Below are 21,140 nucleotides of genomic sequence, written 5' to 3'. Positions count from 1 at the left end.
TTGGCGTCGCACCGCAAGCCGCGGACCCGTACAGCCGGCATACGCACGGCCCCCGCCGTCGGCATCACGACGGCAGCCCTCACCTCCGTCGCCCTCCTGGCACAGAGCGCGCAGGCGGCGCCCTCCGCGCCGACGAAGCCCAGCCTCGAAGAGGTCCAGAAGAAGGTCGACGAGCTCTACCGGCAGGCCGGCGTGGCCACCCAGAAGTACAACTCGGCCAAGGAGCGCACCGACAAGCAGCGCAAGAAGGTCGACCGTCTGCTCGACGACGTGGCCACACGCACGGACGAGCTGAACGACGCGCGCGAGGAGCTCGGCTCGTTCGCCGCCGCCCAGTACCGCACCGGCGCCGTCTCCGAGACGGCCACGATGATGCTCGCCGACGATCCGCAGGGCTACTTCGACCAGAACCACCTGGCGGACCGGCTCACCACGCGCCAGAAGAAGGCGGTCGACGACTACCAGGCGCAGCAGGCGTCGGCGACCAAGCAGCGCACGAAGGCCGCGAAGAGCCTCGAGACGCTGAGCGACTCGCGGGACGACCTGAGGACGAGCAAGCGGACCGTCCAGAAGAAGCTGGGTGACGCGCGTGAGCTCCTCTCGAAGCTGACCGCCGAGGAGAAGGCGCGGCTCGCGGAGATCGAGCGGAAGAAGAAGCAGGAGGCCAAACGCAAGGCCGAGAGGCTGGCCCGTGAGCAGGCCGCGGAGGCGGAGCGGGAGCGGAAGGCCGAGGAGGCGGCGCAGCGGGAGAAGGAGCGCGAGGCCGGCCAGGGTTCCGGTTCCGGCTCCGGATCTGGCTCCGGATCTGGCTCCGACACGGGATCAGGCTCGGGCTCGGGCTCCGGTTCAGGCTCCGGTTCGGGCTCGGGAAGCACCGACGGCAGCTACGCCACCAAGGCCGCGAAGGTCATCGATTTCGCGGAGGCCCAGATCGGCAAGCCGTACGTCTGGGGCGCCACCGGCCCCGACTCCTACGACTGCTCCGGACTCACGCAGGACGCGTGGAAGGCCGCGGGGATCTCCCTGCCGCGCACCACGTGGGACCAGGTGAAGGTCGGCACGACCGTGAAGACCGCCGACGCCAAGCCGGGTGACCTGGTGTTCTTCTACGACGACATCAGTCACGTGGGGATCTACATCGGCAACGGCAAGATGATCCACGCCCCGAAGCCGGGCGCGAACGTCCGCGTCGAGTCGATCTACTACATGCCGATCCACAGCGTGGTCCGCCCCGCCTGAGAACGAACCCCCTCCCAGGGCCCGAGACACCCTCTACGCGCGCGTGGCCCGCATCCTCCCCGGATGCGGGCCACGCGGGCTCACGGGCGCTTGACTCGGCTCATCCACCACGGCGCATCCGGCGGCGCGAACGGATCTTTCACGGTTCGCCTCAGGAACTGCTCGTCGAGCGGCTCAATGAGCGCCCGCAGGTCTCGAGCGGCTCTCGAAGAAAGGGCATGGAGGAGCGTTTCCAGGACGTCCCGGCACCGCTCGGGACCGATGTCCTCGCCTGTTTCGTAGTGGTAGCAGTTGTCGTACTGCGTCGCCCTCGTGTACATCACGCCACGTCCAGGGCGTCGACAGATTTTCTGCCACTGCCCCAGAGCTTCGTGGGTGGCGCCAATCCATAAGCGCCGCCGCTCGATGCGAGCGATCTCCGCCAGTACACGGGACGACAAGCCGGGCACCGTGGCTCTTCGTTCCCATTGCCGTAAGGGTCGTGGCAGGTCACGACGGACCTGCGAAGGGCGCCTACGAGGCATGGGCCTTTCGTGTGTTGACCATGGCGACCATCATGCCCGCCCTCACGACACCCGTCATCCCTCCGCGGCAGTGGCCTGTTCGCATAGAACTCAGGTCCACAGCACCGCGATGAAGATGTTCGCCGTGGTCAGCAGGCCGACCGCACCGAACATGCCCTTGTCGACCTTTTCCTCGTCCCGCTTCACATAGACCAGCGCGAGGATCACGATCAGCAGGGCCAGCTTGATGCCGATCTTGACGTTGTTGACCGTGTTGTCGTCCGCCTGGTTGAGGCCCACCAGAACCACACCGGTGACGAGCATGATCAACGCGCCGTGCAGCATGCCGGGGCTGAAGCGCGCGGTGCCCTGGCCCATCTGCTTCATCTGGGTCAGGAAGCCGCCCAGGAGCGAGGCGATTCCGATGATGTGCAGGCCGACGAAGAGATGGATGAGTAGGTCCATGGGGCCGGAGCCTAGCCGGGCCTCAGGCCGGGTGCGGCAGGCGCCCCCGTAGCACGACACTCCGGCCGGGCAAGCCGGAAACGGGCCATCGGTCGCGGCCGCGCGCCAAGCCGCCGTCGTCCCGTGAGCGGCACGGTCGTTGTCGGTCACTGTGCGCCCACTTCCGCCAGTTGCGCACAATCCCTCACCAACCCGTGACAGCCAGGTTTAGCGTCCTCCACCAGGTGACCGGCTCCCCAACCGCCGTCCGACCCGGGACGGCCGTCGGTCGCCACCGCCGAGAAACCCGGCGGCGGCCCGTCCCCCCTGTGCGGGCCGCCGCCGGACACGTAAGGAGCCCCACTTCGTGGCAGCGCACCGCAAGCCCAGACAGCGCTCGCTCAGCGGCAGCACGGCCCGCACCGCCGCAACCCTCGCCCTCGCCGGAGCCGCGTCGGTGACCGCCTTGGACGGCACGGGACACGCGGACCCCCGGCTCAGCCCCGCCGAGGTGAAGTCCAGGGTCGACGCGCTCTACCGCGAGGCGGAGACAGCCACCGAGAAGTACAACGGCGCGAAGGAGAAGGCCGAGAAGGCCGAAAAATCGCTCCGCGAACTGCGCGACACTGCGGCCCGCAAGACGGAGAAGCTCAACACCGCCCGCAACAGCCTCGGTTCATACGCCGCCGCGCAGTACCGCGCAGGCGGCATCGACCCCTCCGTGCAGCTCGCGCTCTCCTCCGACCCCGAACAGTTCCTGGACCGCGCGGCACGCGCCGACCGGGCCGGCAGCCGCCAGGCCCTCGCCGTCCGCGATGTGCGGAAGCAGGTCCGGGAGATGGACCGGCTGCGCGGCGCGGCCGACGAACGGCTGACCGCCCTCCGCGCACGCCAGGCGGAGCTGGACAAGCACAAGAAGACGATCACCAGGAAGCTCGGCGAGGCGAAACGGCTGCTGTCCCGGCTCACCGCCGAGCAGCGCGCGGAACTCACCGGCCGCGAAGCAGACGACCGCGCCTCCCGCGCGGACACCCGTGCCGCGTCCCCGGTCGCCGCCAAGGCCCCCAACGCCCGCGCCGCGTCCGCCGTCTCCTACGCGTACAAGGCCATCGGCAGCCCCTACGTCTGGGGCGCCACCGGCCCGAACGCGTTCGACTGCTCGGGGCTCACCCAGGCCGCCTACCGCTCGGCGGGCGTCGCACTGCCCCGCACCACCTACGCCCAGATCGCCTCGGGCGAGCGCGTCTCCCGCTCCGAGCTGCGCCCCGGCGACCTGGTGTTCTTCTACTCCGGCATCAGCCACGTCGGCCTCTACGTCGGCAACGGCCAGATGATCCACGCCCCGAACCCGAGCGCCCCGGTGCGGCTCGCACCCATCGACCAGATGCCGTTCGCGGGAGCCACGCGCGTGGCCTGAGCCGACTCCCCCGTCCGTCGTCCGGTCAGACCAGCCGTCGCGCCGTCGCCCATCGCGTCAGCTCATGGCGGTTGGAGAGCTGCAGCTTCCTCAGGACGGCCGACACGTGCGACTCGACCGTCTTCACGGAGATGTAGAGCTGCTTGGCGATCTCCTTGTACGCATAACCACGCGCGATGAGCCGCAGGACCTCCCGCTCGCGCTGCGTGAGGCGGTCCAGGTCCTCGTCGATCGGCGGCGCGTCCGTCGATGCGAAGGCGTCCAGGACGAACCCGGCGAGGCGCGGCGAGAACACCGCGTCCCCGTCCTGCACACGGAAGATGGAGTCCACCAGGTCGGTGCCGGTGATGGTCTTGGTGACATAGCCGCGGGCTCCGCCCCGGATGACGCCGATGACGTCCTCGGCGGCGTCGGAGACCGACAGCGCGAGGAAGCGCACCGGGCTCTCCGCGTCGGCCATCAACGGCGAGCAGCGGCGCAGGACTTCCACGCCACCGCCGCCCGGCAGGTGCACGTCCAGGAGGACGACCTCCGGCCGGGTGGCCGTGATGACCGTGACCGCCTGGTCGACGTCGGCGGCCTCGCCGACGACCTCGACGCCGGTGATGTCGGTCCGGCCGATCTCCGCCTGCACTCCGGTACGGAACATCCGGTGGTCGTCGACCAGGACGACTCGCACGCGACGCCCGCCCGCACCGCCGCCCTCGTCCGTCCCGGTCGGCTCCATGGGCTCGCTCGCCCCGGTCGCGTCGCTCATGTCGTCGCCGTCCTCTCCATCTCCAGCTCGACTTCCGTGCCGCCGCCGGGCACCGCGCGCAGCCGCGCCGTGCCGCCGTTGCGCTGCATGCGGCCGATGATCGATTCTCGTACGCCCATGCGGTCGTCCGGCACGGAATCCAGATCGAAGCCGGGACCGCGGTCCCGGACGGACACGAACACCGTCTCCTCCTCGACTTCGGCGAACACCTGCACCGCGCCGCCCTCGCCACCGTACTTGGCGGCGTTGACCATCGCTTCCCTCGCGGCCTGCATCTGTGCGGTCAGCGGCTCGTCGAGCGGGCAGTCGCCGACCACGACGACCTCGATGGGCACGCCGTGCTTGTCCTCGACCTCGGCGGCGCTGCGGCGGACCGCCTCGGCGAGGGTGTCGGGCTCCTCGTCCTCGTCCTTGCCGCTGCCCTCGGGGTTGTAGAGCCAGGCCCGCAGGTCCCGCTCCTGGGCACGGGCGAGGCGGCGGACCTCGCCGGCGCTCTCCGCGTTGCGCTGGATCAGGGTGAGGGTGTGCAGCACGGAGTCGTGGACATGGGCGGCGACCTCGGCTCTCTCCTGGGCGCGGATGCGCATCAGCCGCTCCTCGGAGAGGTCCTGCATCATGCGGACGAGATAGGGGCCGGCGAGCAGCGCGATGCCGACGAGGACGGCGAGCGAGGCCTGCAGCACGGCGCCGAGGTGCGCGGCGGAGCCCTGCAGCACGAAGATGCCGGAGACGCCGGCGCCGACCAGGAACACTCCGGCCGCCGACCGGGCGATGGTGAGGGTGCGCCTGCGACGGCCGACGGCCATCCAGCGCGCCCGGCGGGCGTTGTCGGCCTGCCGCCAGACGAGGGCGACACCGGCGGCGACGAGCAGGGTCGGGACGACATAGGCCTTGGTCGAGCCGTCCAGGTCCACATTGCCGACGAAGACCATGGCGACGACGACCATCGCGAGGAGCGCGACGAGCTGCCCCTTGTCGGGCTTGCGGGCCACGAGTCTTCGGCGGCCGTCCGGCGCGGTCTCGGCAGTGAAGGCCGCGGGCGGCCGCTCGGAGTCGACGCCGCCCACACCGAGCGGGACGAAGAACCAGAACGCCGCATAGAGCAGCGCGCCGAGGCCATCCGCGGTGAACAGGCCGACGAAGACCAGCCGGACCCAGATCACGGGCAGCCCGAGGTGCCCGGCCAGGCCGCGCGCGACGCCGCCGAGCCAACGACCGTCGCCGCTGCGATACAGCTTGCGCAGCGGTCGGACGTCCTCGATGGGCGGGGCAGCGGCTTCCGGCATGTCATCGATCCTCACACGCGGGCTCGGGTACGAGCATCAGGGTCGACCCCCGAGACTTCCCTGATCTCGGCCCCTGCCCCGGCCCTGTCAGGGGTGCGACCCGAGGCGTCTCAGGGGCGATATCAGGGTTCGGCCAGGGTCGTCCCGACTGCCGCGGCGGGCCTGCGGCAGTCACCATGGACGCATGAGCGATCAGCAGCCCGCCGAGACGGAGACCGAGGCCGCCATCCGCGATGCCCTGCGCACCGCGCCCGGCGAGCCGGGCGGTCCCGCGGGCGGACACGCGCCGGGCGGTTCCACGCCGGGCCTGCCCGCGGAGGAGCGGAAGTTCCGCCGCGACCGCCGGCAGAAGAAGCTCGGCGGCGTGTGCGCCGGGCTCGGCCGGCACTGCGACATGGATCCGGTGATCTTCCGCATCGGCCTCGCCGTCCTCGCCATAACCAGCGGCCTGGGCCTGGTCTTCTACGGCTTCGCCTGGCTCTTCGTGCCGTACGAGGACGAGGAGGAGAACGAGGCGCGCAGGCTCCTCTCCGGCCGGGTCGACGGCCAGGCGCTGACCGCGGTGCTCTTCGCCCTGGTCGGCTGCGGCGTCTTCCTCACTCTGTTGAACAACGGCGGGGCGCTCACCTTCGCCGCCGTCCTGGCCCTGCTCCTCGCGGGCGCGGGGTACTGGTCGCAGCAGCGCGACACCCTCGACACCGACCAGGTGGCGGCGCAGGCCGCGGCGGACGCCCCGCCCGAGGCGAAGGCGCCACCCGTCGCCGGAGGCCCTTCATGGTGGCGCGACCCAATAGTCAAGGACGGTACGCACGACGGGATCTCGGGGTACTTCTGGGGCCCGGAAGGCCTCGACATCGGCTATCAGCCGACGGGCCATCGCGGTGTGCCCCGCAAGGAGACGGCTCCGGTCGACCCGGTGCCGCAGCCCAGTGGGCCGCGCTGGATTGGCGGCTCGGTGTTCCTGTTCGCCCTGCTCGCGGGCGGCCTCGGCACCGGCCTGACCTGGGAGGAGCAACCGCTCGGCACGACGTTGCAGACCGGTCTCGCGTGCGCGCTGGCGGTGTTCGGCCTCGGTATCGCGGTGAGCGCCTTCCTCGGGCGCACCGGCGCGGGATCGATCGTGCTGGCGGTGCTCACCGCCGGTCTCCTCGCCGCCTCGGCGGCCCTGCCGAAGAACATCACGACGCACTACACCCGCACGGACTGGATACCCACGGCCGTGGCGGACGTCCGGCCGCAGTACGAGGTGGGGCTCGGCAGGGGCACGCTCGATCTGAGCAAGGTCGAGGTCGGCAAGGGGAAGACGCTCGAGACCGGCGCAGAGGTCGGCGCGGGTGACCTCCGGGTGATCGTGCCGAAGGACGTCACCGTGCGGCTGGACGCGGAGGTGGGCGTCGGCGACATCGTGTTGCCGGACGACAAGGGCAAGGACCTGGACATCGCTCCGGGCCGGGAGAAGAAGGTGACGCTGGAGCCGCCCGCGGGCAGCAAGGACGGCGGCACGATAGATCTGCGCCTCGAAGTCGGCGTCGGACAAGCGAAGGTGACCCGTGCTACGACATGAGTTCCACCCCGGAAAGCTGGTGGCAGGCCTGTTCCTGCTGTTGGTCGCCGTCGTGTACGCGGGCGACGCGGGCGGTGTCTGGGACGCGCCCTGGTTCGTGGCGCTGCCGCTCGTGATGGCCGGCCTGTTCCTCGCGGGCGTGACGGCGGCGATCCACGGGATACGTCCGAGGAGAGCGGCCCGCCCGGCCGGCCGCTCCCAGGGCGCCAAGGACCAGCGGCAGGACTAGGGCCCGGGGGCGCCCCTGCGGCGGGCGGCGCGCAGGGCGTCGATGGAGAAGACCGCGGCTCCGGCGAGCACCAGCGGCAGCCACGCCATCAGATACGCCAGGTCGTTGCCGTAGTAGTAGGGCGTCTCGTGCCAGCTGACGGTCAGCCAGAGGCTGAGCGAGATGAGCGCTCCGCCGAGCGCCGCGACCCGGGCGAACAGGCCGATGAGTGTGCCGATGCCGACGGCCAGTTCACCCAGGGCGATGGCGTAGCCGAAGCCGACGGGGCTCTTGAGGGACAGGTCGACGAGCGGGGGGATCGCGGAGATGTCCCGGACGCCCTCCATCTGGGCGCCGATCGAGCCTGCGCCGCTCGCCTGCATGAAGGCGCTGTCGGTGAGCTTGTCCAGGCCGGCGTAGATGAAGGTGACGCCCAGGAAGATCCGTAGGGGGAGCAGGGCGTAGCGGGTGGCGGAGTCCCGCCAGTCGTCACGCCTGACGTGGTGGGTGTGGCTGTCCGTACGCATGCCGTGCGCCATGGCACTCCGCCGCCTCTCGGGTGGTCCCGTCTTCCGACGATACGTACGAAGAGGCGCCGCTGCTCACCCATGTGCAGCGGATTCCACGACACAGGTCCGGGTGATCCGGAGAGGGGGGAGGCAGCGATGGTTCAGTCTGTGACGTCGATCGTGACGCGGTTCGTCTCGACGCCCGCGGCCGTGACGACCTGGACGTCGACGCGGCCGGGTTCGACGTCGACGGGGACGGGCACGGTGAGCGTCGCGTCGGTCGGGTTGGTGAAGCCTCCCGGCACGGGCACGAGCGGCACGTGGACGTGCACGGCGCCGATGCGGACGACCGTGCGGGCGAGCCTGTCCGCGTCACCGGCGCCGGGCGGGACGAAGCCGGCGCCGCGGATCTCGATGTCGTCGCCCGTGCGGATGGGTGCGTCGAGGTCACCGGCCTCGCGGGCGCGGACGACGGAGAGGATCACGGGACGGCCGCCTTCGGAGTACTTCCCCGCCAGGTATGTCGCGGCCGACACCAGCACGAGCAGGGCGAGACCCCACGGCAGATCGGGCAGCTGCTCGGGCCGCCGCGCGAGGCGTACGGCGGCGAAGGCCACGGCGACGGCGTTGACCAGGACGTACTGCGCGTCGCTGAAGCTGCCGCGGCCCTCGTCGTCGGTGAGCGGGTCGGCGGCCCGCGGCCGGTCCGCGCGCACCTTCTGCAGGCGCTGGCCGAGCACGCGCAGGCCGACGACCCTGCGTACCAGGACGGCGACGGCGCACACCACGGCGAGGACGGTGACCGTACCGGCGGCGCGGGCCAGTTCGAGACCGGCGATCAGGTCGTCGCGCTGCCGGTGGTCCGAGGCAGCGGCCAGTTCGCCCGCGAGGACGAGCACGGCGAAGACGACGAGGAGCACCCAGGCGGCGGCCACGGCACGCGAGGTGGAGAGCCGGTTGTCCTCGCCGATCACCGGCGCGAGGATCCCGCCGCGCGCCCGGTGGGTGTACGCCGCGCCGGTCAGCAGCCCGCCCACGACGAGGGCCGCGAGGAGCCCGGCCGTCCGCGCGTCCGACCAGCCGGCGCCGATCGCGGTGAGCGCCTGGACGAGGAGCAGCACACCGAAGGAGACCCAGACGACGCCGAGCGTGCGCGTCCAGAGCCGTCGCAGCCAGGCCTCGCCCTCGGCCCTGCCGCGCTCGGCGACGGTGTGCGCGGACTGCGTCAGCTCGTCCGACACCCACTGCCGTGAGGCGCTCGCCGAGTGGGCGACGGCCGCCGGCAGCCCCTGCCCGGAGGCGAGTTCGTCCCGCTTGGTGAGGAACGCGGCCACGGCTCTTCGGTGCCCCTCGCGCGCCCCGTGCGGGCAGCCGCCGCATGTGCAGCCACCCCCGTGCGCGCCCTGCCCCGCCTCCTGCACTGCCACCGCGTACGCCGCCTTCCCCACCCTCGAAGCCCCTGGGGGCCCATGCGAACTTCCTTACAGAGCAAGCGAATTGTGCCGCACCGAGAGGCGAACGTACTGCCGGGGTCAGGTCAGCGGGGGTGAATGGCCCGGCCCGGGGTTGACGGCCGGGTCAGGCCAGCAGGTCCGGTTCGCTGCGGCTGATGTCCTGCCACAGGGACTGGTAGTTGATCCACGCGACCAGATCGCTGCCGAGCTGTTCGCGGGTCTGCACCGCCTGCTTGTGGCCGATCAGCACCGGTCGGCCTGCGGCCCGTGCGCTCAGCTGGACCTGGCAGGAGCGTTCCATGGAGATGAACCACCAGGCGGCGGCATCGACGGAGTCCCCGACGGTGAGCAGGCCGTGGTTGCGCAGGATGACCGCCTTGTGTTCGCCGAGCGCGGCCGCGATCCTGCGGCCCTCGTCGGCGTCGACGACGACTCCGGTGTAGCCGTCGTACAGCGCGTGGGTCTCGTAGAAGGCGCAGGCCTCCTGGGTGATCGGGTCCAGGAGCTCGCCGAGTGTGGAGAGCGCGCGGCCGTGCAGCGAGTGGCAGTGGGCGACGGCGACCACGTCGGGCCGCGCCAGGTGGGCCTGGGCGTGGACGGTGAAGGCGGCCTGGTTGACGTGGTGGCGGCCCTCGACCACCTGCCCCTCGGCGTTGACGAGGACGAGGTCGCCGACGGTGATGTGCTTGAAGGGCATGCCAAAGGGGTTCACCCAGAAGCAGTCGGTGTGTTCCGGGTCGCGCGCGGTGATGTGGCCGGAGACCCCGTCCTCGTACCCGAACCGTCCGAAGATCCGCAGCGCGCCGGCGAGCCTCTCCTTGCGGTGCCGGCGTTCGTCCGTCACGGAGTCGTGGACGGGCGGCATCGCGAACTGCAACCGTTCGACGGGTATCGGTGTGGGCGCCTGCATGTGTCCTCCATCCCTGGCTGTACGGGGCGGAAGTTACCGGCGGGAAGCCCAGGAGGACAGAGGCGCGGCGTGATCAACGATGCGCGAAAAGACGACAGGAGGTGTCTGGTATCGGTGCCAGGCTGTGCGCATGCCATTCACTGGGGAAGTCAACTGGGAAGCCTTCGCCGCGGCAGAACCGGACCTGGCCGCGACCGTCGAGAAGCGCTTCGGCGCGTTCACCCACCACATCCTCGCGACGCTCCGCAAGGACGGGTCGCCGCGCACCACCGGGCTGGAAGTCCGTTTCCTGAACGGGGAGTTGTGGCTCGGCATGATGCCGAACTCCGTCAAGGCGCTCGACCTGCGCCGCGACCCGCGCTTCGCGCTGCAGGCCAACCCGGGGCCGGGCACGGAGATGGCGGGCGGCGACGTCCGTATCGCGGGGCGGGCGGTGGAGGTGCGGGATCCGGCGACCGTCGCGCGGTACACGGAAACGGTGAATCCGCCGGACCCGGATGCCTTCCACCTCTTCCGGACGGAGCTGACGGAGGTCGTGCGGACCTATATCGAGGACGGGAGGTACCTGGCGGTGCAGCTGTGGAAGCCGGGCGCCGGGGTGCGCACCACGCGCCGGACGTGAGAACGCCGGTGCCGCCCCTCCGTGGTGTGGACGGAAGGGCGGCACCGGCGCTCAGCAAGGCCTGGGAAGGTCGACCGCGGGGGTCACTCCCACTCGATGGTCCCCGGCGGCTTCGACGTGACGTCGAGGACGACGCGGTTCACGTCGGCGACCTCGTTCGTGATGCGGGTCGAGATCTTCGCGAGGACGTCGTACGGCATGCGGGTCCAGTCGGCCGTCATGGCGTCCTCGGAGGAGACGGGGCGCAGGACGATCGGGTGACCGTAGGTGCGGCCGTCGCCCTGGACGCCGACGCTGCGGACGTCCGCGAGCAGCACGACGGGGCACTGCCAGATCTCCCGGTCGAGGCCGGCCGCCGTCAGCTCCTCGCGGGCGATGGCGTCGGCCTCGCGGAGCAGGTCGAGGCGGTCCTTGGTGACCTCGCCGACGATGCGGATGCCCAGGCCGGGGCCGGGGAAGGGCTGGCGCTGGACGATCTCGTCCGGCAGGCCGAGCTCGGCGCCGACCATCCGGACCTCGTCCTTGAACAGCTTGCGCAGCGGCTCGATGAGCTGGAACTCGAGGTCCTCGGGGAGCCCGCCCACGTTGTGGTGGGACTTGATGTTCGCGGTGCCGCTGCCGCCACCGGACTCGACCACGTCGGGGTAGAGGGTGCCCTGGACCAGGAACTCCACGGGCTGGTCACCGGGGGCCTCGGCGACGATCTCCGCCTGGGCCTGCTCGAAGACGCGGATGAACTCGCGCCCGATGATCTTCCGCTTCTCCTCGGGGTCGCTGACCCCGGCGAGGGCGTTCAGGAACCGCTCCTGGGCGTCGACGACCTTCAGCTTGACGCCGGTCGCGGCGACGAAGTCCTTCTCGACCTGCTCGGTCTCGTCCTTGCGCATCAGGCCGTGGTCGACGTACACGCAGGTCAGCTGCGAGCCGATGGCCTTCTGCACGAGAGCCGCGGCGACCGCGGAGTCGACGCCGCCGGAGAGGCCGCAGATCGCGCGCTTGGTGCCGACCTGCTCGCGGATCGCGGCGACCTGCTCGTCGATGACGTTGCCGGTCGTCCAGTTCGGCTTGAGGCCGGCGCCGCGGTAGAGGAAGTGCTCGAGGACCTGCTGGCCGTGGGTGGAGTGCATCACCTCGGGGTGGTACTGCACGCCGTACAGCTTCTTCTCGTCGTCCTCGAAGGCGGCGACCGGCACGACGTCCGTGGACGCGGTGACCGTGAAGCCCTCGGGCGCGGCGCTGCACGCGTCGCCGTGCGACATCCAGACGGACTGCTCGGTCGGGGTGCCCTCGAAGAGGGTGGAGCCGGCCTTGGAGACGGCCAGGGGCGTGCGGCCGTACTCACGGGCGCCCGTGTTGTCCACCGTGCCGCCGAGGGTGGTGGCCATCAGCTGGAAGCCGTAGCACATGCCGAAGACGGGGACGCCGGCCTCGAAGAGCTGGCGGTCGACGGACGGCGCGTTCTCCGCGTACACCGACGAAGGGCCGCCGGACAGGATTATGGCGGCGGGCTTCTTGGCGAGCATCTCGGAGACGGGCATCGTGCTCGGCACGATCTCGCTGTAGACGCGGGCCTCACGGACGCGACGGGCGATGAGCTGGGCGTACTGCGCTCCGAAGTCGACGACCAGAACGGTGTCGGGAGCGGCGGCAGCGGGGGACGCTGATGGCACGGCGGCGGCCTTCCGGCGTTGAGCTTGAGCGGTGCGTGAGCAGAGGCTCGTGCGTGAGCAGGGGGTCTGTGTTTGTCAATTCTAACGGGCCCGGCGCGACACCTTCGTCGTATCCGACGGGGCCCGCGCCCGAGGCATCGGGACGGCGAGGCGGCGGGGCGCCAGGGCATCGGGGCCGGTTGGGACGGGTGTCTCAGTATCCGAGCCGTGCCCGGGTTCCGATTGACCCGGCGGGCGGGCGTGGGGGCATACTGGGCCCGTGACCAAGCACCTCAGCTTCCTCTTTACCTATGGCAACCGGCCTGCCGGCTGCCATGGTCGAGCTGCTTGATCCACTGACAAGCGACTTACCGGGCGCCCCGGGCCGACAAGGCCCGGGGCGCTCTGTCGTTCGCGGGTCCTGCCGCTCCGGGGCACCTCACCCCTTCCGACAAGGAGCCCCAGATGACCGCCACCACCGCTTCCACCGCTGCCGCCGCCGACAAGACCGGCGCCCGCACCCCCGAGGCCGTCGGCGTGATCGAGAACGCCCGGGAGCGGATCGACGCGCTCGACGACCGGATCATCGGCCTCGTACAGGAACGTATGGCCGTCTCGGCCGTCATCCAGGAAGCACGCATCACCTCCGGCGGCCGCCGGGTGAACCTCTCCCGCGAGATGGAGATCCTCGGCCACTACAGGGACGCGCTCGGCAAGCCGGGCACGGCGCTCGCGATGACGCTCCTCGAGCTGTGCCGGGGCCGCGTCTGACCCGCGCAGCCGGCCCCGTGCACGGCCCCGCGCACGACCCCGCGCACGAGTTCGGGTCCGTTCTCACCCGTACGGCGCGTGACCGGTTCCGGGCGGGCTTCGTTGGTCCCGGTGTCCGTGTCAGCCAGGTGCGGGCCCGTAAGAACCACGCGTGGCTCCGCTGGAGCGATGAGGCGTGAGGATTGCGTCCTCGCGCCGTGGGACCTCACTCCAGTGATGTGACCGGACGGCAGGGGACAGCAGCCCGGTCACCCAAGAGAACGGTCGGTTCCGGGGACGCCCGGAGCCGGCCGGCCTCCGTCCCGAACACCGTCCCCCGACGCCGTCCCAGCGCCCTCCCAGGATCCCCGGCCCTTTCCTATAGAAGTGGGTCGAAACGGTTGCGCAGCCAACAGCACATCCAGCACGATGCGTAGAAGGGCGGAGCGCAAGCCCCCCGTCCACAGCTTCATTGCCAATGGTCGATACCACGTGCGCGCCCCTTGTGCGCCGGGGCGGCCACCGGCACCACGACCAAGCGGCGCACTCCCCCCGGCGCCGCTCCGAGGCCCCGACGCAGCCCTGACGTCGGTGCCGACGGCCAAGGGCCCCGCGGTTCCGTCCCGCGGGGCCCTTCGCTCCGTCCTCTGCTCGATCCACTCGATCTACTCGACCTACTCGATCTACTTGCTCGTCTTCTCCAACTTGTTCACCTGTGCCTCGACGATCTCCGCCGGCACGCCGAACTTCTTCGGCTTGAGCAGGTTGATCGAGTAGAAGGCCGCGACCGTCGATCCGCTGCGGACGACGGTGAAGCTCATCGGCGTCTTCTGACCCTCGATGTCGCCCACGACCTTGTACGAGACGGCCTCGTCACCCACCTTCGGGGCGGTCAGGGCCGCGACGTCGCGGTACTCGGAGCCCGCGTGCTCGTACGAGGTGCACTTCTTCGTGGCGGTCCGCAGGCCGGCCATGACCTTCTCGGCGTCGTCCTGTCCGTGTGCGAGCAGCGCGAACGAGATGACGGTGGCATCCATCTCGTTCGTGCTGGTCACGTTCCGACCGATGCGGGCTTCCGCCGCCGGCCGGCTGGCGAACATGAACATGTCGGCGAACGGCTGGCAAGCGGCCGGGTCCGCGGGCACGGTCTGCGAGGGCATGTCCGCCGCGGACATCTTCTCGACCTTGTAGCCCTTGAGGTCACCCTTGACGAGTGCCGCCTTGTCCAGGTCGGCGGTGGTCAGCACGGTCGACTTCTTCGCGGCCGGCTTCACCGCGGCAGGCTTCTCCGACGACTTCTTGCCGTCGTCGCCGCCGTTGCCGTTGCCGCCGTTGTCGCTGCCACAGGCTGCGGTCAGGCCCAGCGCGACCGTGACGGACGCGGCCATGACGGCCCGAGACACAGATGACTTCACGTTTGCGTTTCCTGCCTTCAGTTTCACGGCGCGGGCGACGGCCCGCGCCGAGGCGACATGAAAGCGGTAAACGCACGCCTGTCACCAGCGTTTTCCGTAACGATCGGAAACCGCCGGAAAGGTTGTACGCGGTGGATGTGAGTTAGGTCAGGGCTGGTCAGAGCTTGCCGAGCTGCGCCTCGACGATCGCGGGGGCCACCTTCGGGTCCTCGTCCGCCGTGGGAGCCCCGACGCCCTCCATGCCGTCCTTCGCGCCGTCCTTGTCCCTCTGGACGCTCTCGGGGTCGTACAGGTTCACCGCGTCGAAGATCGCGAGCGTCGAGCCGCTGCGTGCGACGGTGATGCCGTCCCGCACCATGAACTCGCCCGTGCGATGAGCAATTTTGTACGAAACGACCTCATCGCCACCCCCCTCCGGGGCCGGCAGCGCCTTGACGCCGAGGTAGCGCTGATCGCCGATGCGGAAGGCGGAGCACTTCTTGGACTTCGACGCCGTGCGCAGGTCCGCTATCGCTCGCTTGGCATCGGCCTCGGTGGAGGAGACCAGTTCGACGCGCGTCATCGTGGAGTCCGCGTCGTCGGTCGGGGTCAGGTCCCGGTCGACGTAGGCCTTCACCTTCACCGAGCCAGCGAAAACGGACCCAGAGCCGGAGCCGGAACCAGAACCGGAGCCGGAACCAAGGCCTGAACCGAGCATCACAGCCAGCGGGGCGCACTCCGCGGGCAACGGCTTCCCGGCGGCGGGCCCCGTGGCCTCCTCGGACTTCTTGGGCGTCTCGACCTTGTAGCCCTTGACGTCCCCCGCGGTGAGGGCCGCCTTCTCCAGCACGGCGCCCGCACTGGCACGCGGCTTCGCCGGCTTCTTGGCGTCATCCTCACCGCTGCCGCTGCACGCGGCGCTCGCTCCGAGGGCCGCCACGACCGAGACGGTCACCACGACACGCGACACAGCTGACTTCACGTTCTGTTTCCCCCGAAGGCTTTCCTGCTTGGTGCTGCCTGCTTAGTTACTGCTGGCTCGTTACTGCTTGCACTTCTACGACGGGGGAAGATCCATTCTGGTTCCGTGGTTCCGTGGTTCCGCGCGCCGCCGTCACCAGCCCCAGAGCCAGAAGCGGAACGGGCTGAGCAGGACGATCGCGAGGGCCATGCCGCCGATGACGATCACCACGCTCCACACCCTGCGGCCGCGCTCGGACCGTCGGCTGCGCCGCGGACCCGTCGGCGCCGCCCGCCACTCGTCCGGCCGCCACCGCTCGTCCGCGGCCTCACGCTTCGCGCGCCTGCGACGGAACCGCCCCGCCTCCTCGACCCGCCGGCGCGCGGCCTCCTCGTCGAGGCGCCGCAGCCTTTCGGCCACCATGCGGGCCCGTGCGGACGGCTCCTTCGGCGCGGAGGAGCGGATGTCCCGCTCGCTGTCGTTCTCGAATCTCTCCCACACCTCGTCGGGTATGGCCACGCTGTCCCCTCCCCTTGCTGCCGTTGCCCCCTCGGCACCCATACGCCCCTGGAGCGGGGGCAGTTCTACGGCACCCCTTCACGACAGCACAAGCGCTGTGATCCACCCCACATAAGAATCCCGTCAGTTCGAGGACAACCATTCACAGGGATCGCAGGTCATGCATCCAGTAACAACGGCCACACCTGCGTCCCCACCTCGGACGCCTCCACCTCCGTGCTGCCCCACCAGGCAGCGCGCCGGACTTCCTGAGGTCTTCATGAAGCTTCGTCGTGCCATGGCTGCCGCGGCCGCTACGGCTGCCCTGGCCCCGCTCGCGCTGCTCTCGGCCCCGGCCTCCTTCGCGACCGAAGAGGGTGGCTCCGCGACTTCGGCCACGACGCCCTCCGGGACGCCCACGCCGTCCGGGACGCCCACCGCCACTCCGCCCGCGACGGATGAGGACAAGGACACGGACGAGCCGGAGGGCAAGCCGTCCACGCCGCCCGCGAAGCCCGGGAAGACCGCCCAGCCCGCGAAGTCCCCGAAGCCCTCGAAGAGTCACGACGTCCTCGACGACATCAAGGACGCGGACCTCGACGACGAGGAGCTGGAGGACGGGGACGCGGAGGAGCCGGTCGACTGCCCGGTCGACGAGAACGGCGTGGACCTCGACTCCGAGCTGGAGGTCGACCTCGTCGGCCTGCCCAAGAAGATCGTCAAGGGCACCGGCTGGCACCGGTTCGAGCTGTCCCTCGCCAACGCCGGCGACGAGGAGCTCGGCGAGGTCAAGTGGATCGCGGCCGTCAACGACTTCTCGTACGGCAAGGACGACGAGGACCGGCTGGGCAGCCACGCCGACCTGCAGTACTTCAACGACAAGACCGGTGACTGGAAGACGATCGACGGCGATGTGAACGGCGGCCTCGCCTTCGACGTCACCGACCTCGGCCCCGACGAGCAGGTCGACATCAAGCTGCGGGTCGACATCGACTCCAAGGCCCCGTCCGGTGACGGCTACGCGTTCGGCCTCGGCGGGTACCTCGACATCGAGGAGAACTGCACGCACAACTCGGACGCGTACCAGCCGCTGACGATCGTCAAGGCGGACAGCACCGACGAGACGCCCGGCAAGGCCACCCACATCCCGAGCAAGCCGACGCCGACGCCGAGCTCCGAGAAGTCGCCGCAGGGCGCCGCCAAGGATCTCCCGGCCGCCGACACCACCGGTGACACGGGCAGCCTCGCCGAGACCGGCTCCAGCTCGATGCTGCCGACCGTCGCCCTCGTGGGCGGGATCGCCGTCGTCGCCGGCGCGGGCGCGGTGTTCGCCGTGCGTCGCCGCAAGGCCGACACCGCCGCGTAACGCGGCACCTGATCACGCGGAAGGACCTGCGCTCGGAGGGGGGCGCAGGTCCTTACGTGTATCCGTGGCCCGGTGCCGCTCAGTCCTCGGACTTGGGCGGCACCGTCGGCACGCCGAGGAACGGCAGCTTCAGCGCGCCGAAGGCGTCCGCCGGGACCGCCGGGGTCTTCGGTTCGACGGCCGCGAGCCGCACATACCGCTCGCCCTGCGCCGGACGCGGGTCCTCGCCGCCCTTGTTGGGCCAGAACGACATCGCGCGCTCGGCCTGCGCGGTGATCGTCAGGGACGGGTTGACCCCCAGGTTCGCGGAGACCGCGGCGCCGTCGACGACCGAGATGCCGGGGTGTCCGTAGAGCCGGTGGTAGGGGTCTATGACACCCGTCTCCGGCGAGATCCCGATCGGGCAGCCGCCGAGGAAGTGCGCGGTCAGCGGGGTGCCCATGAGCTCGCCTATGTTGGAGCCCGCGAAGCCGTTGATCTCCTTGGAGAGGATCGTCGCCGCCCGGGTGGCCTCGGGTATCTGGTCGGGGTTGGGCGCGCCGTGGCCCTGGCGGGCGGTGAGCAGCCCCTTCCCGATGCCCTTCTCCTTGCGGTACGTGGTCAGGGAGTTGTCGAGCGACTGCATGACCAGGCCGATGATGGTCCGCTCCGACCAGCGGCGGTTGGAGAGGGAGCGGACCAGGAGCGCGGGGTGGCGGGCGACGTTGCCGAGCCAGCCCGCGACGCGTGCCTTGCCGCCCTTGACGCTGTACGGGACCTGGAGCACCGTCAGGCTGCCCATGGCGTTGGACTTCTTGCCGTAGCGGACGGGCTCGATGTGGGTGTTGGCGTTCGGGTGGATCGACGAGGTGATCGCGACGCCCTTGGTGAAGTCGACCTTCTCGGCGCCGTGGCGCTTGCGGTAGCGGCGGTCGGTGGTCTGGGCGCCGACCAGCGCTTCGGAGTTGGTGCGGGTGAGCGTGCCGAGGCGCTTCGACATGTGCGGCAGCAGGCCGGTGTCCTTCATGCGGTGCAGGAGCGTCTGCGTTCCGTACGTACCGGCGGCGACGACCACCTTGCGCGCCCGGAACGTACGGCCCCGGCCCTTGCGCTTGTCGTCGGTGGGCAGGGTGGCGACGGCGAAGCCGCCCTGCGAGTCCTCGGTGACGGCGACGACCGACGTCATCGGGTGGATGACCGCGCCGGCCTTCTCCGCGAGGTAGAGGTAGTTCTCGTTGAGGGTGTTCTTCGCGCCGCGCCGGCAGCCCGTCATGCACTCGCCGCACTCGGTGCAGGCCCTGCGGGAGGGGCCCGCGCCGCCGAAGTACGGGTCGGGAACTTCTGTGCCGGGGCGGGTCGTTGAACGACCGTCCGCGTCCTTCTCGTCGCCGAAGAAGACGCCGACGGGTGCCATGTGGAAGCTGTCGCCGACCCCCATCTCCTCGGCGGCGGCCTTCAGATGGACGTCCGAGGGCGTCGTCGTCGGGTTGAGCCGGACCCCGAGCATGCGCTTGGCCTGCTCGTAGTAGGGGCGCAGCTCGTCCTGCCAGTCCGTGATGTCCTTCCACTGCGCGTCCTTGAAGAACGGCTCGGGCGGTACGTAGAGGGTGTTGGCGTAGTTCAGCGAGCCGCCGCCGACTCCGGCGCCCGCGAGGACCATCACGTTGCCGAGCAGGTGGATGCGCTGGATGCCGAAGAGGCCGAGCGCCGGGGCCCACAGGTAGTTCTTCAGGTCCCAGGAGTTCTTGGGCAGCGTCGCGCGCGTGAAGCGGCGGCCCGCCTCCAGTACGCCGACGCAGTAACCTTTCTCCGTCAGCCGCAGCGCGGAGACCGCGCCGCCGAAACCGCTGCCCACGACGACTACGTCGTAGTCGTACGCGTCGTCGTCGCCCACCTGGATCTGGGCAGAGCTCTCCTGTGACATCGACTCTCCTCGTCAAATTGCCCGCGGGCCGTCTGTGGTTGCTCGCGCAGTTCCCCGCGCCCCTGACGGGGCGCTGCTAACGCAGTCGGAACGCCTTCATGACCTTGAGGCTCGTGGTCATGAACGCCGCGTACTTCTCGTCGTCAAGGCCGAACGACGGAGCGAGCGGCATGATCCGCTGGGTGGCGACGGTCTGCGCCTCGGTGTACTTGAGGATGCCCTCGGACCCGTGCCTGCGGCCGAGGCCGGAGTCCTTCATGCCGCCCATCGGGGACTGCACGCTGCCGTAGGCGGGCGCGTAGCCCTCGTTGACGTTGACCGTGCCGGTGCGCAGGCGGGTGGCGAGCTTGCGGCCGCGGGCGCCGTCCTTCGTCCAGACCGAGGAGTTCAGGCCGTACGGCGTGGCGTTGGCGAGCTCGACCGCTTCGTTCTCGTCCGTGAAGCGGTAGATGGAGACGACCGGGCCGAAGGTCTCCTCGGTGCAGACCGCCATCGGGGCCTCGACGCCGTCCAGGATCGTCGGCTCGAAGAAGTAGGGGCCGATGTCCGGGCGCGCGACGCCGCCCGCGACGAGCGTGGCGCCCTTGGCGACGGCCTCCTCGACATGCCGCGTCACGGTCTCCAGCTGCCGCTCGCCGACGAGCGAGCCCATGTCGGCCCCGTACGCGAGGGACTTGCCGAGCCGCATCGCCCTCGTACGCTCCGCGAAGCGCGCCACGAACTCGTCCGCGATCGACTCGTGGACGTACAGCCGCTCGATGGAGATGCACAGCTGGCCCGCGGAGGAGAAGCAGGCGCGCACCGCGCCCGACGCCGCCTTGTCGATGTCGGCGTCGTGCAGCACCAGCATGGCGTTCTTGCCGCCGAGTTCGAGCGAGACGCCGACCAGGCGCGCGGCGGCGCCCTGCGCGACCTCGCGTCCGGTGCGGGTGGAGCCGGTGAAGGAGACGTAGTCGGCGTGCTTGACGACCTCGGGGCCGACGACGGGGCCCTCGCCGAGGACGACCTGGAAGACCTCCGACGGCAGACCCGCCTCGATGATGAGGTCGCGGGCCCACAGGGCGGTCAGGCAGGTCTCCGTGTCGGGCTTCATCACGAGGGCGTTGCCCGCGACGAGGGCGGGCAGCGCGTCGCCGATGGAGAGCTCGAACGGGTAGTTCCAGGGGGCGATCTGGCCGACGACGCCGCGGGGCTGGCGGTTCTCGGTGACCTTGGTGAGGGTCGGGACGACGCCGGTGTGCCGCTTGGGGCTCAGATACGAGGGGGCCTTGCGGCCGTAGTGCCGGGCGGCGACCGCGACGGCCTGGATCTCCTCGTGCGCGTGCAGCCGGGACTTGCCGGTCTCCAGCTGGATCAGGTCCAGGACCTCGGCCTGGCGCTGGAGCACCAGGTCGTGGAAGCGCAGCAGGACGGCGGCGCGCTGCTTCACGGGGGTCCTGGCCCAGGCGATCTGGGCGGTGCGGGCCCGCTCGAAGGCGGTGGCCACGTCCGCGGGGGTGGACTCGGGCAGGTCGGCCAGCTTCTCGCCGGTGAGCGGCGTGTGGTTGGCCGTACGCCCCGAACCGATGACGTCACGGGTGAGCTGGGCGATCAGCTCGGGCGTGACCACGTCGGCGGCGGTGCGCGCGCCTGCGGGGGCCGGGGCGGTCGGGTTCGTGCCGAGGGGCGCTGCGATGGCCTGCGAGTCCGTCATGCTCGTGAGAGTA

Annotated in this window: 20 protein-coding genes; 7 read left to right on the top strand and 13 right to left on the bottom strand. The window is 70.5% G+C overall.

Going from position 1 to position 21,140, the window contains the following annotated elements; genetic code table 11:
* Positions 1–1,239: a C40 family peptidase gene (locus tag ACZ56E_RS07405; RefSeq protein WP_471212053.1), complete on the top strand. Its 1,239-nt coding sequence runs from the start codon at positions 1–3 to the stop codon at positions 1,237–1,239.
* An 80-nt stretch (positions 1,240–1,319) separates the two neighbouring features.
* On the opposite strand, the gene ACZ56E_RS07400 is transcribed toward ACZ56E_RS07405, so the two are convergent.
* Both ACZ56E_RS07400 and ACZ56E_RS07395 read right to left on the bottom strand, forming a co-directional pair.
* Positions 1,320–1,679 carry a hypothetical protein gene (locus ACZ56E_RS07400; protein ID WP_471212052.1) on the bottom strand — a complete coding sequence of 120 codons (360 nt, stop codon included), beginning with the start codon at positions 1,677–1,679 and terminating at the stop codon, positions 1,320–1,322.
* A 174-nt stretch (positions 1,680–1,853) separates the two neighbouring features.
* On the bottom strand, positions 1,854–2,207 hold the full coding sequence (locus tag ACZ56E_RS07395) for a hypothetical protein (RefSeq protein WP_362993363.1): 354 nt from the start codon (positions 2,205–2,207) through the stop codon (positions 1,854–1,856).
* A 346-nt stretch (positions 2,208–2,553) separates the two neighbouring features.
* Between ACZ56E_RS07395 and ACZ56E_RS07390 the strand changes: the two genes are divergently transcribed.
* The gene (locus ACZ56E_RS07390) at positions 2,554–3,603 is read left to right on the top strand and encodes a C40 family peptidase (RefSeq protein ID WP_471212049.1); all 1,050 of its coding nucleotides are present in this window, start codon (positions 2,554–2,556) and stop codon (positions 3,601–3,603) included.
* A gap of 25 nt (positions 3,604–3,628) precedes the next feature.
* Here ACZ56E_RS07390 and ACZ56E_RS07385 read toward each other — a convergent pair whose 3' ends face one another.
* Both ACZ56E_RS07385 and ACZ56E_RS07380 read right to left on the bottom strand, forming a co-directional pair.
* The gene (locus ACZ56E_RS07385; protein WP_471212047.1) at positions 3,629–4,360 is read right to left on the bottom strand and encodes a LuxR C-terminal-related transcriptional regulator; all 732 of its coding nucleotides are present in this window, start codon (positions 4,358–4,360) and stop codon (positions 3,629–3,631) included.
* Positions 4,357–5,646 (bottom strand): PspC domain-containing protein, encoded by a 1,290-nt coding sequence (locus ACZ56E_RS07380; RefSeq protein ID WP_468604599.1) that lies wholly within the window; start codon positions 5,644–5,646, stop codon positions 4,357–4,359. Before ACZ56E_RS07380 ends, ACZ56E_RS07385 begins: the two co-directional genes overlap by 4 nt.
* Positions 5,647–5,830: 184 nt before the next feature.
* On the opposite strand from ACZ56E_RS07380, the gene ACZ56E_RS07375 reads away from it, so the two are divergent.
* Entirely contained in the window at positions 5,831–7,210 is a 1,380-nt protein-coding gene (locus ACZ56E_RS07375; RefSeq protein ID WP_471212046.1) for a PspC domain-containing protein, read from the top strand.
* The gene (locus ACZ56E_RS07370) at positions 7,197–7,439 is read left to right on the top strand and encodes a hypothetical protein (RefSeq protein WP_471212043.1); all 243 of its coding nucleotides are present in this window, start codon (positions 7,197–7,199) and stop codon (positions 7,437–7,439) included. The genes ACZ56E_RS07375 and ACZ56E_RS07370 overlap by 14 nt, the downstream gene beginning before the upstream one ends.
* On the opposite strand, the gene ACZ56E_RS07365 is transcribed toward ACZ56E_RS07370, so the two are convergent.
* The 3 genes from ACZ56E_RS07365 to ACZ56E_RS07355 form a co-directional block, all read right to left on the bottom strand.
* Complete coding sequence (locus ACZ56E_RS07365) at positions 7,436–7,957, bottom strand: DoxX family protein (RefSeq protein WP_471212040.1); 522 nt, start codon at positions 7,955–7,957, stop codon at positions 7,436–7,438. The two genes, ACZ56E_RS07370 and ACZ56E_RS07365, sit on opposite strands and share 4 nt — an antisense overlap.
* Positions 7,958–8,088: 131 nt before the next feature.
* The gene (locus tag ACZ56E_RS07360) at positions 8,089–9,354 is read right to left on the bottom strand and encodes a hypothetical protein (protein WP_471212038.1); all 1,266 of its coding nucleotides are present in this window, start codon (positions 9,352–9,354) and stop codon (positions 8,089–8,091) included.
* A gap of 151 nt (positions 9,355–9,505) precedes the next feature.
* The gene (locus tag ACZ56E_RS07355; protein ID WP_471212035.1) at positions 9,506–10,291 is read right to left on the bottom strand and encodes a class II aldolase/adducin family protein; all 786 of its coding nucleotides are present in this window, start codon (positions 10,289–10,291) and stop codon (positions 9,506–9,508) included.
* A gap of 130 nt (positions 10,292–10,421) precedes the next feature.
* Here ACZ56E_RS07355 and ACZ56E_RS07350 point away from each other — a divergent pair, with 130 nt between their 5' ends.
* Entirely contained in the window at positions 10,422–10,913 is a 492-nt protein-coding gene (locus ACZ56E_RS07350) for a pyridoxamine 5'-phosphate oxidase family protein (protein ID WP_471212032.1), read from the top strand.
* A gap of 83 nt (positions 10,914–10,996) precedes the next feature.
* Here ACZ56E_RS07350 and guaA read toward each other — a convergent pair whose 3' ends face one another.
* On the bottom strand, positions 10,997–12,583 hold the full coding sequence (gene guaA / locus ACZ56E_RS07345) for a glutamine-hydrolyzing GMP synthase (RefSeq protein WP_471212029.1): 1,587 nt from the start codon (positions 12,581–12,583) through the stop codon (positions 10,997–10,999).
* 444 nt (positions 12,584–13,027) lie between these two features.
* On the opposite strand from guaA, the gene ACZ56E_RS07340 reads away from it, so the two are divergent.
* On the top strand, positions 13,028–13,333 hold the full coding sequence (locus tag ACZ56E_RS07340; protein WP_471212026.1) for a chorismate mutase: 306 nt from the start codon (positions 13,028–13,030) through the stop codon (positions 13,331–13,333).
* 662 nt (positions 13,334–13,995) lie between these two features.
* Here ACZ56E_RS07340 and ACZ56E_RS07335 read toward each other — a convergent pair.
* From ACZ56E_RS07335 to ACZ56E_RS07325, 3 genes are all read right to left on the bottom strand, one after another.
* Complete coding sequence (locus tag ACZ56E_RS07335; RefSeq protein ID WP_471212024.1) at positions 13,996–14,727, bottom strand: hypothetical protein; 732 nt, start codon at positions 14,725–14,727, stop codon at positions 13,996–13,998.
* Between the two features lie 157 nt (positions 14,728–14,884).
* A complete protein-coding gene (locus ACZ56E_RS07330) occupies positions 14,885–15,688 on the bottom strand; it encodes a hypothetical protein (protein ID WP_471212021.1) in 804 nt (267 codons plus the stop codon).
* A gap of 132 nt (positions 15,689–15,820) precedes the next feature.
* The gene (locus ACZ56E_RS07325) at positions 15,821–16,186 is read right to left on the bottom strand and encodes a hypothetical protein (protein WP_471212018.1); all 366 of its coding nucleotides are present in this window, start codon (positions 16,184–16,186) and stop codon (positions 15,821–15,823) included.
* A 259-nt stretch (positions 16,187–16,445) separates the two neighbouring features.
* Between ACZ56E_RS07325 and ACZ56E_RS07320 the strand changes: the two genes are divergently transcribed.
* Positions 16,446–17,531 carry an LAETG motif-containing sortase-dependent surface protein gene (locus ACZ56E_RS07320; protein ID WP_471212015.1) on the top strand — a complete coding sequence of 362 codons (1,086 nt, stop codon included), beginning with the start codon at positions 16,446–16,448 and terminating at the stop codon, positions 17,529–17,531.
* A 79-nt stretch (positions 17,532–17,610) separates the two neighbouring features.
* On the opposite strand, the gene ACZ56E_RS07315 is transcribed toward ACZ56E_RS07320, so the two are convergent.
* Both ACZ56E_RS07315 and ACZ56E_RS07310 read right to left on the bottom strand, forming a co-directional pair.
* On the bottom strand, positions 17,611–19,434 hold the full coding sequence (locus tag ACZ56E_RS07315) for a GMC family oxidoreductase N-terminal domain-containing protein (RefSeq protein WP_471212012.1): 1,824 nt from the start codon (positions 19,432–19,434) through the stop codon (positions 17,611–17,613).
* Between the two features lie 76 nt (positions 19,435–19,510).
* Positions 19,511–21,127: a succinic semialdehyde dehydrogenase gene (locus ACZ56E_RS07310; protein WP_471212011.1), complete on the bottom strand. Its 1,617-nt coding sequence runs from the start codon at positions 21,125–21,127 to the stop codon at positions 19,511–19,513.
* Between the last annotated feature and the right edge of the window lie 13 nt (positions 21,128–21,140).

This window comes from Streptomyces sp. NPDC039480 (assembly GCF_055597165.1).
This window is presented reverse-complemented; position numbering and strand designations above follow the sequence as displayed.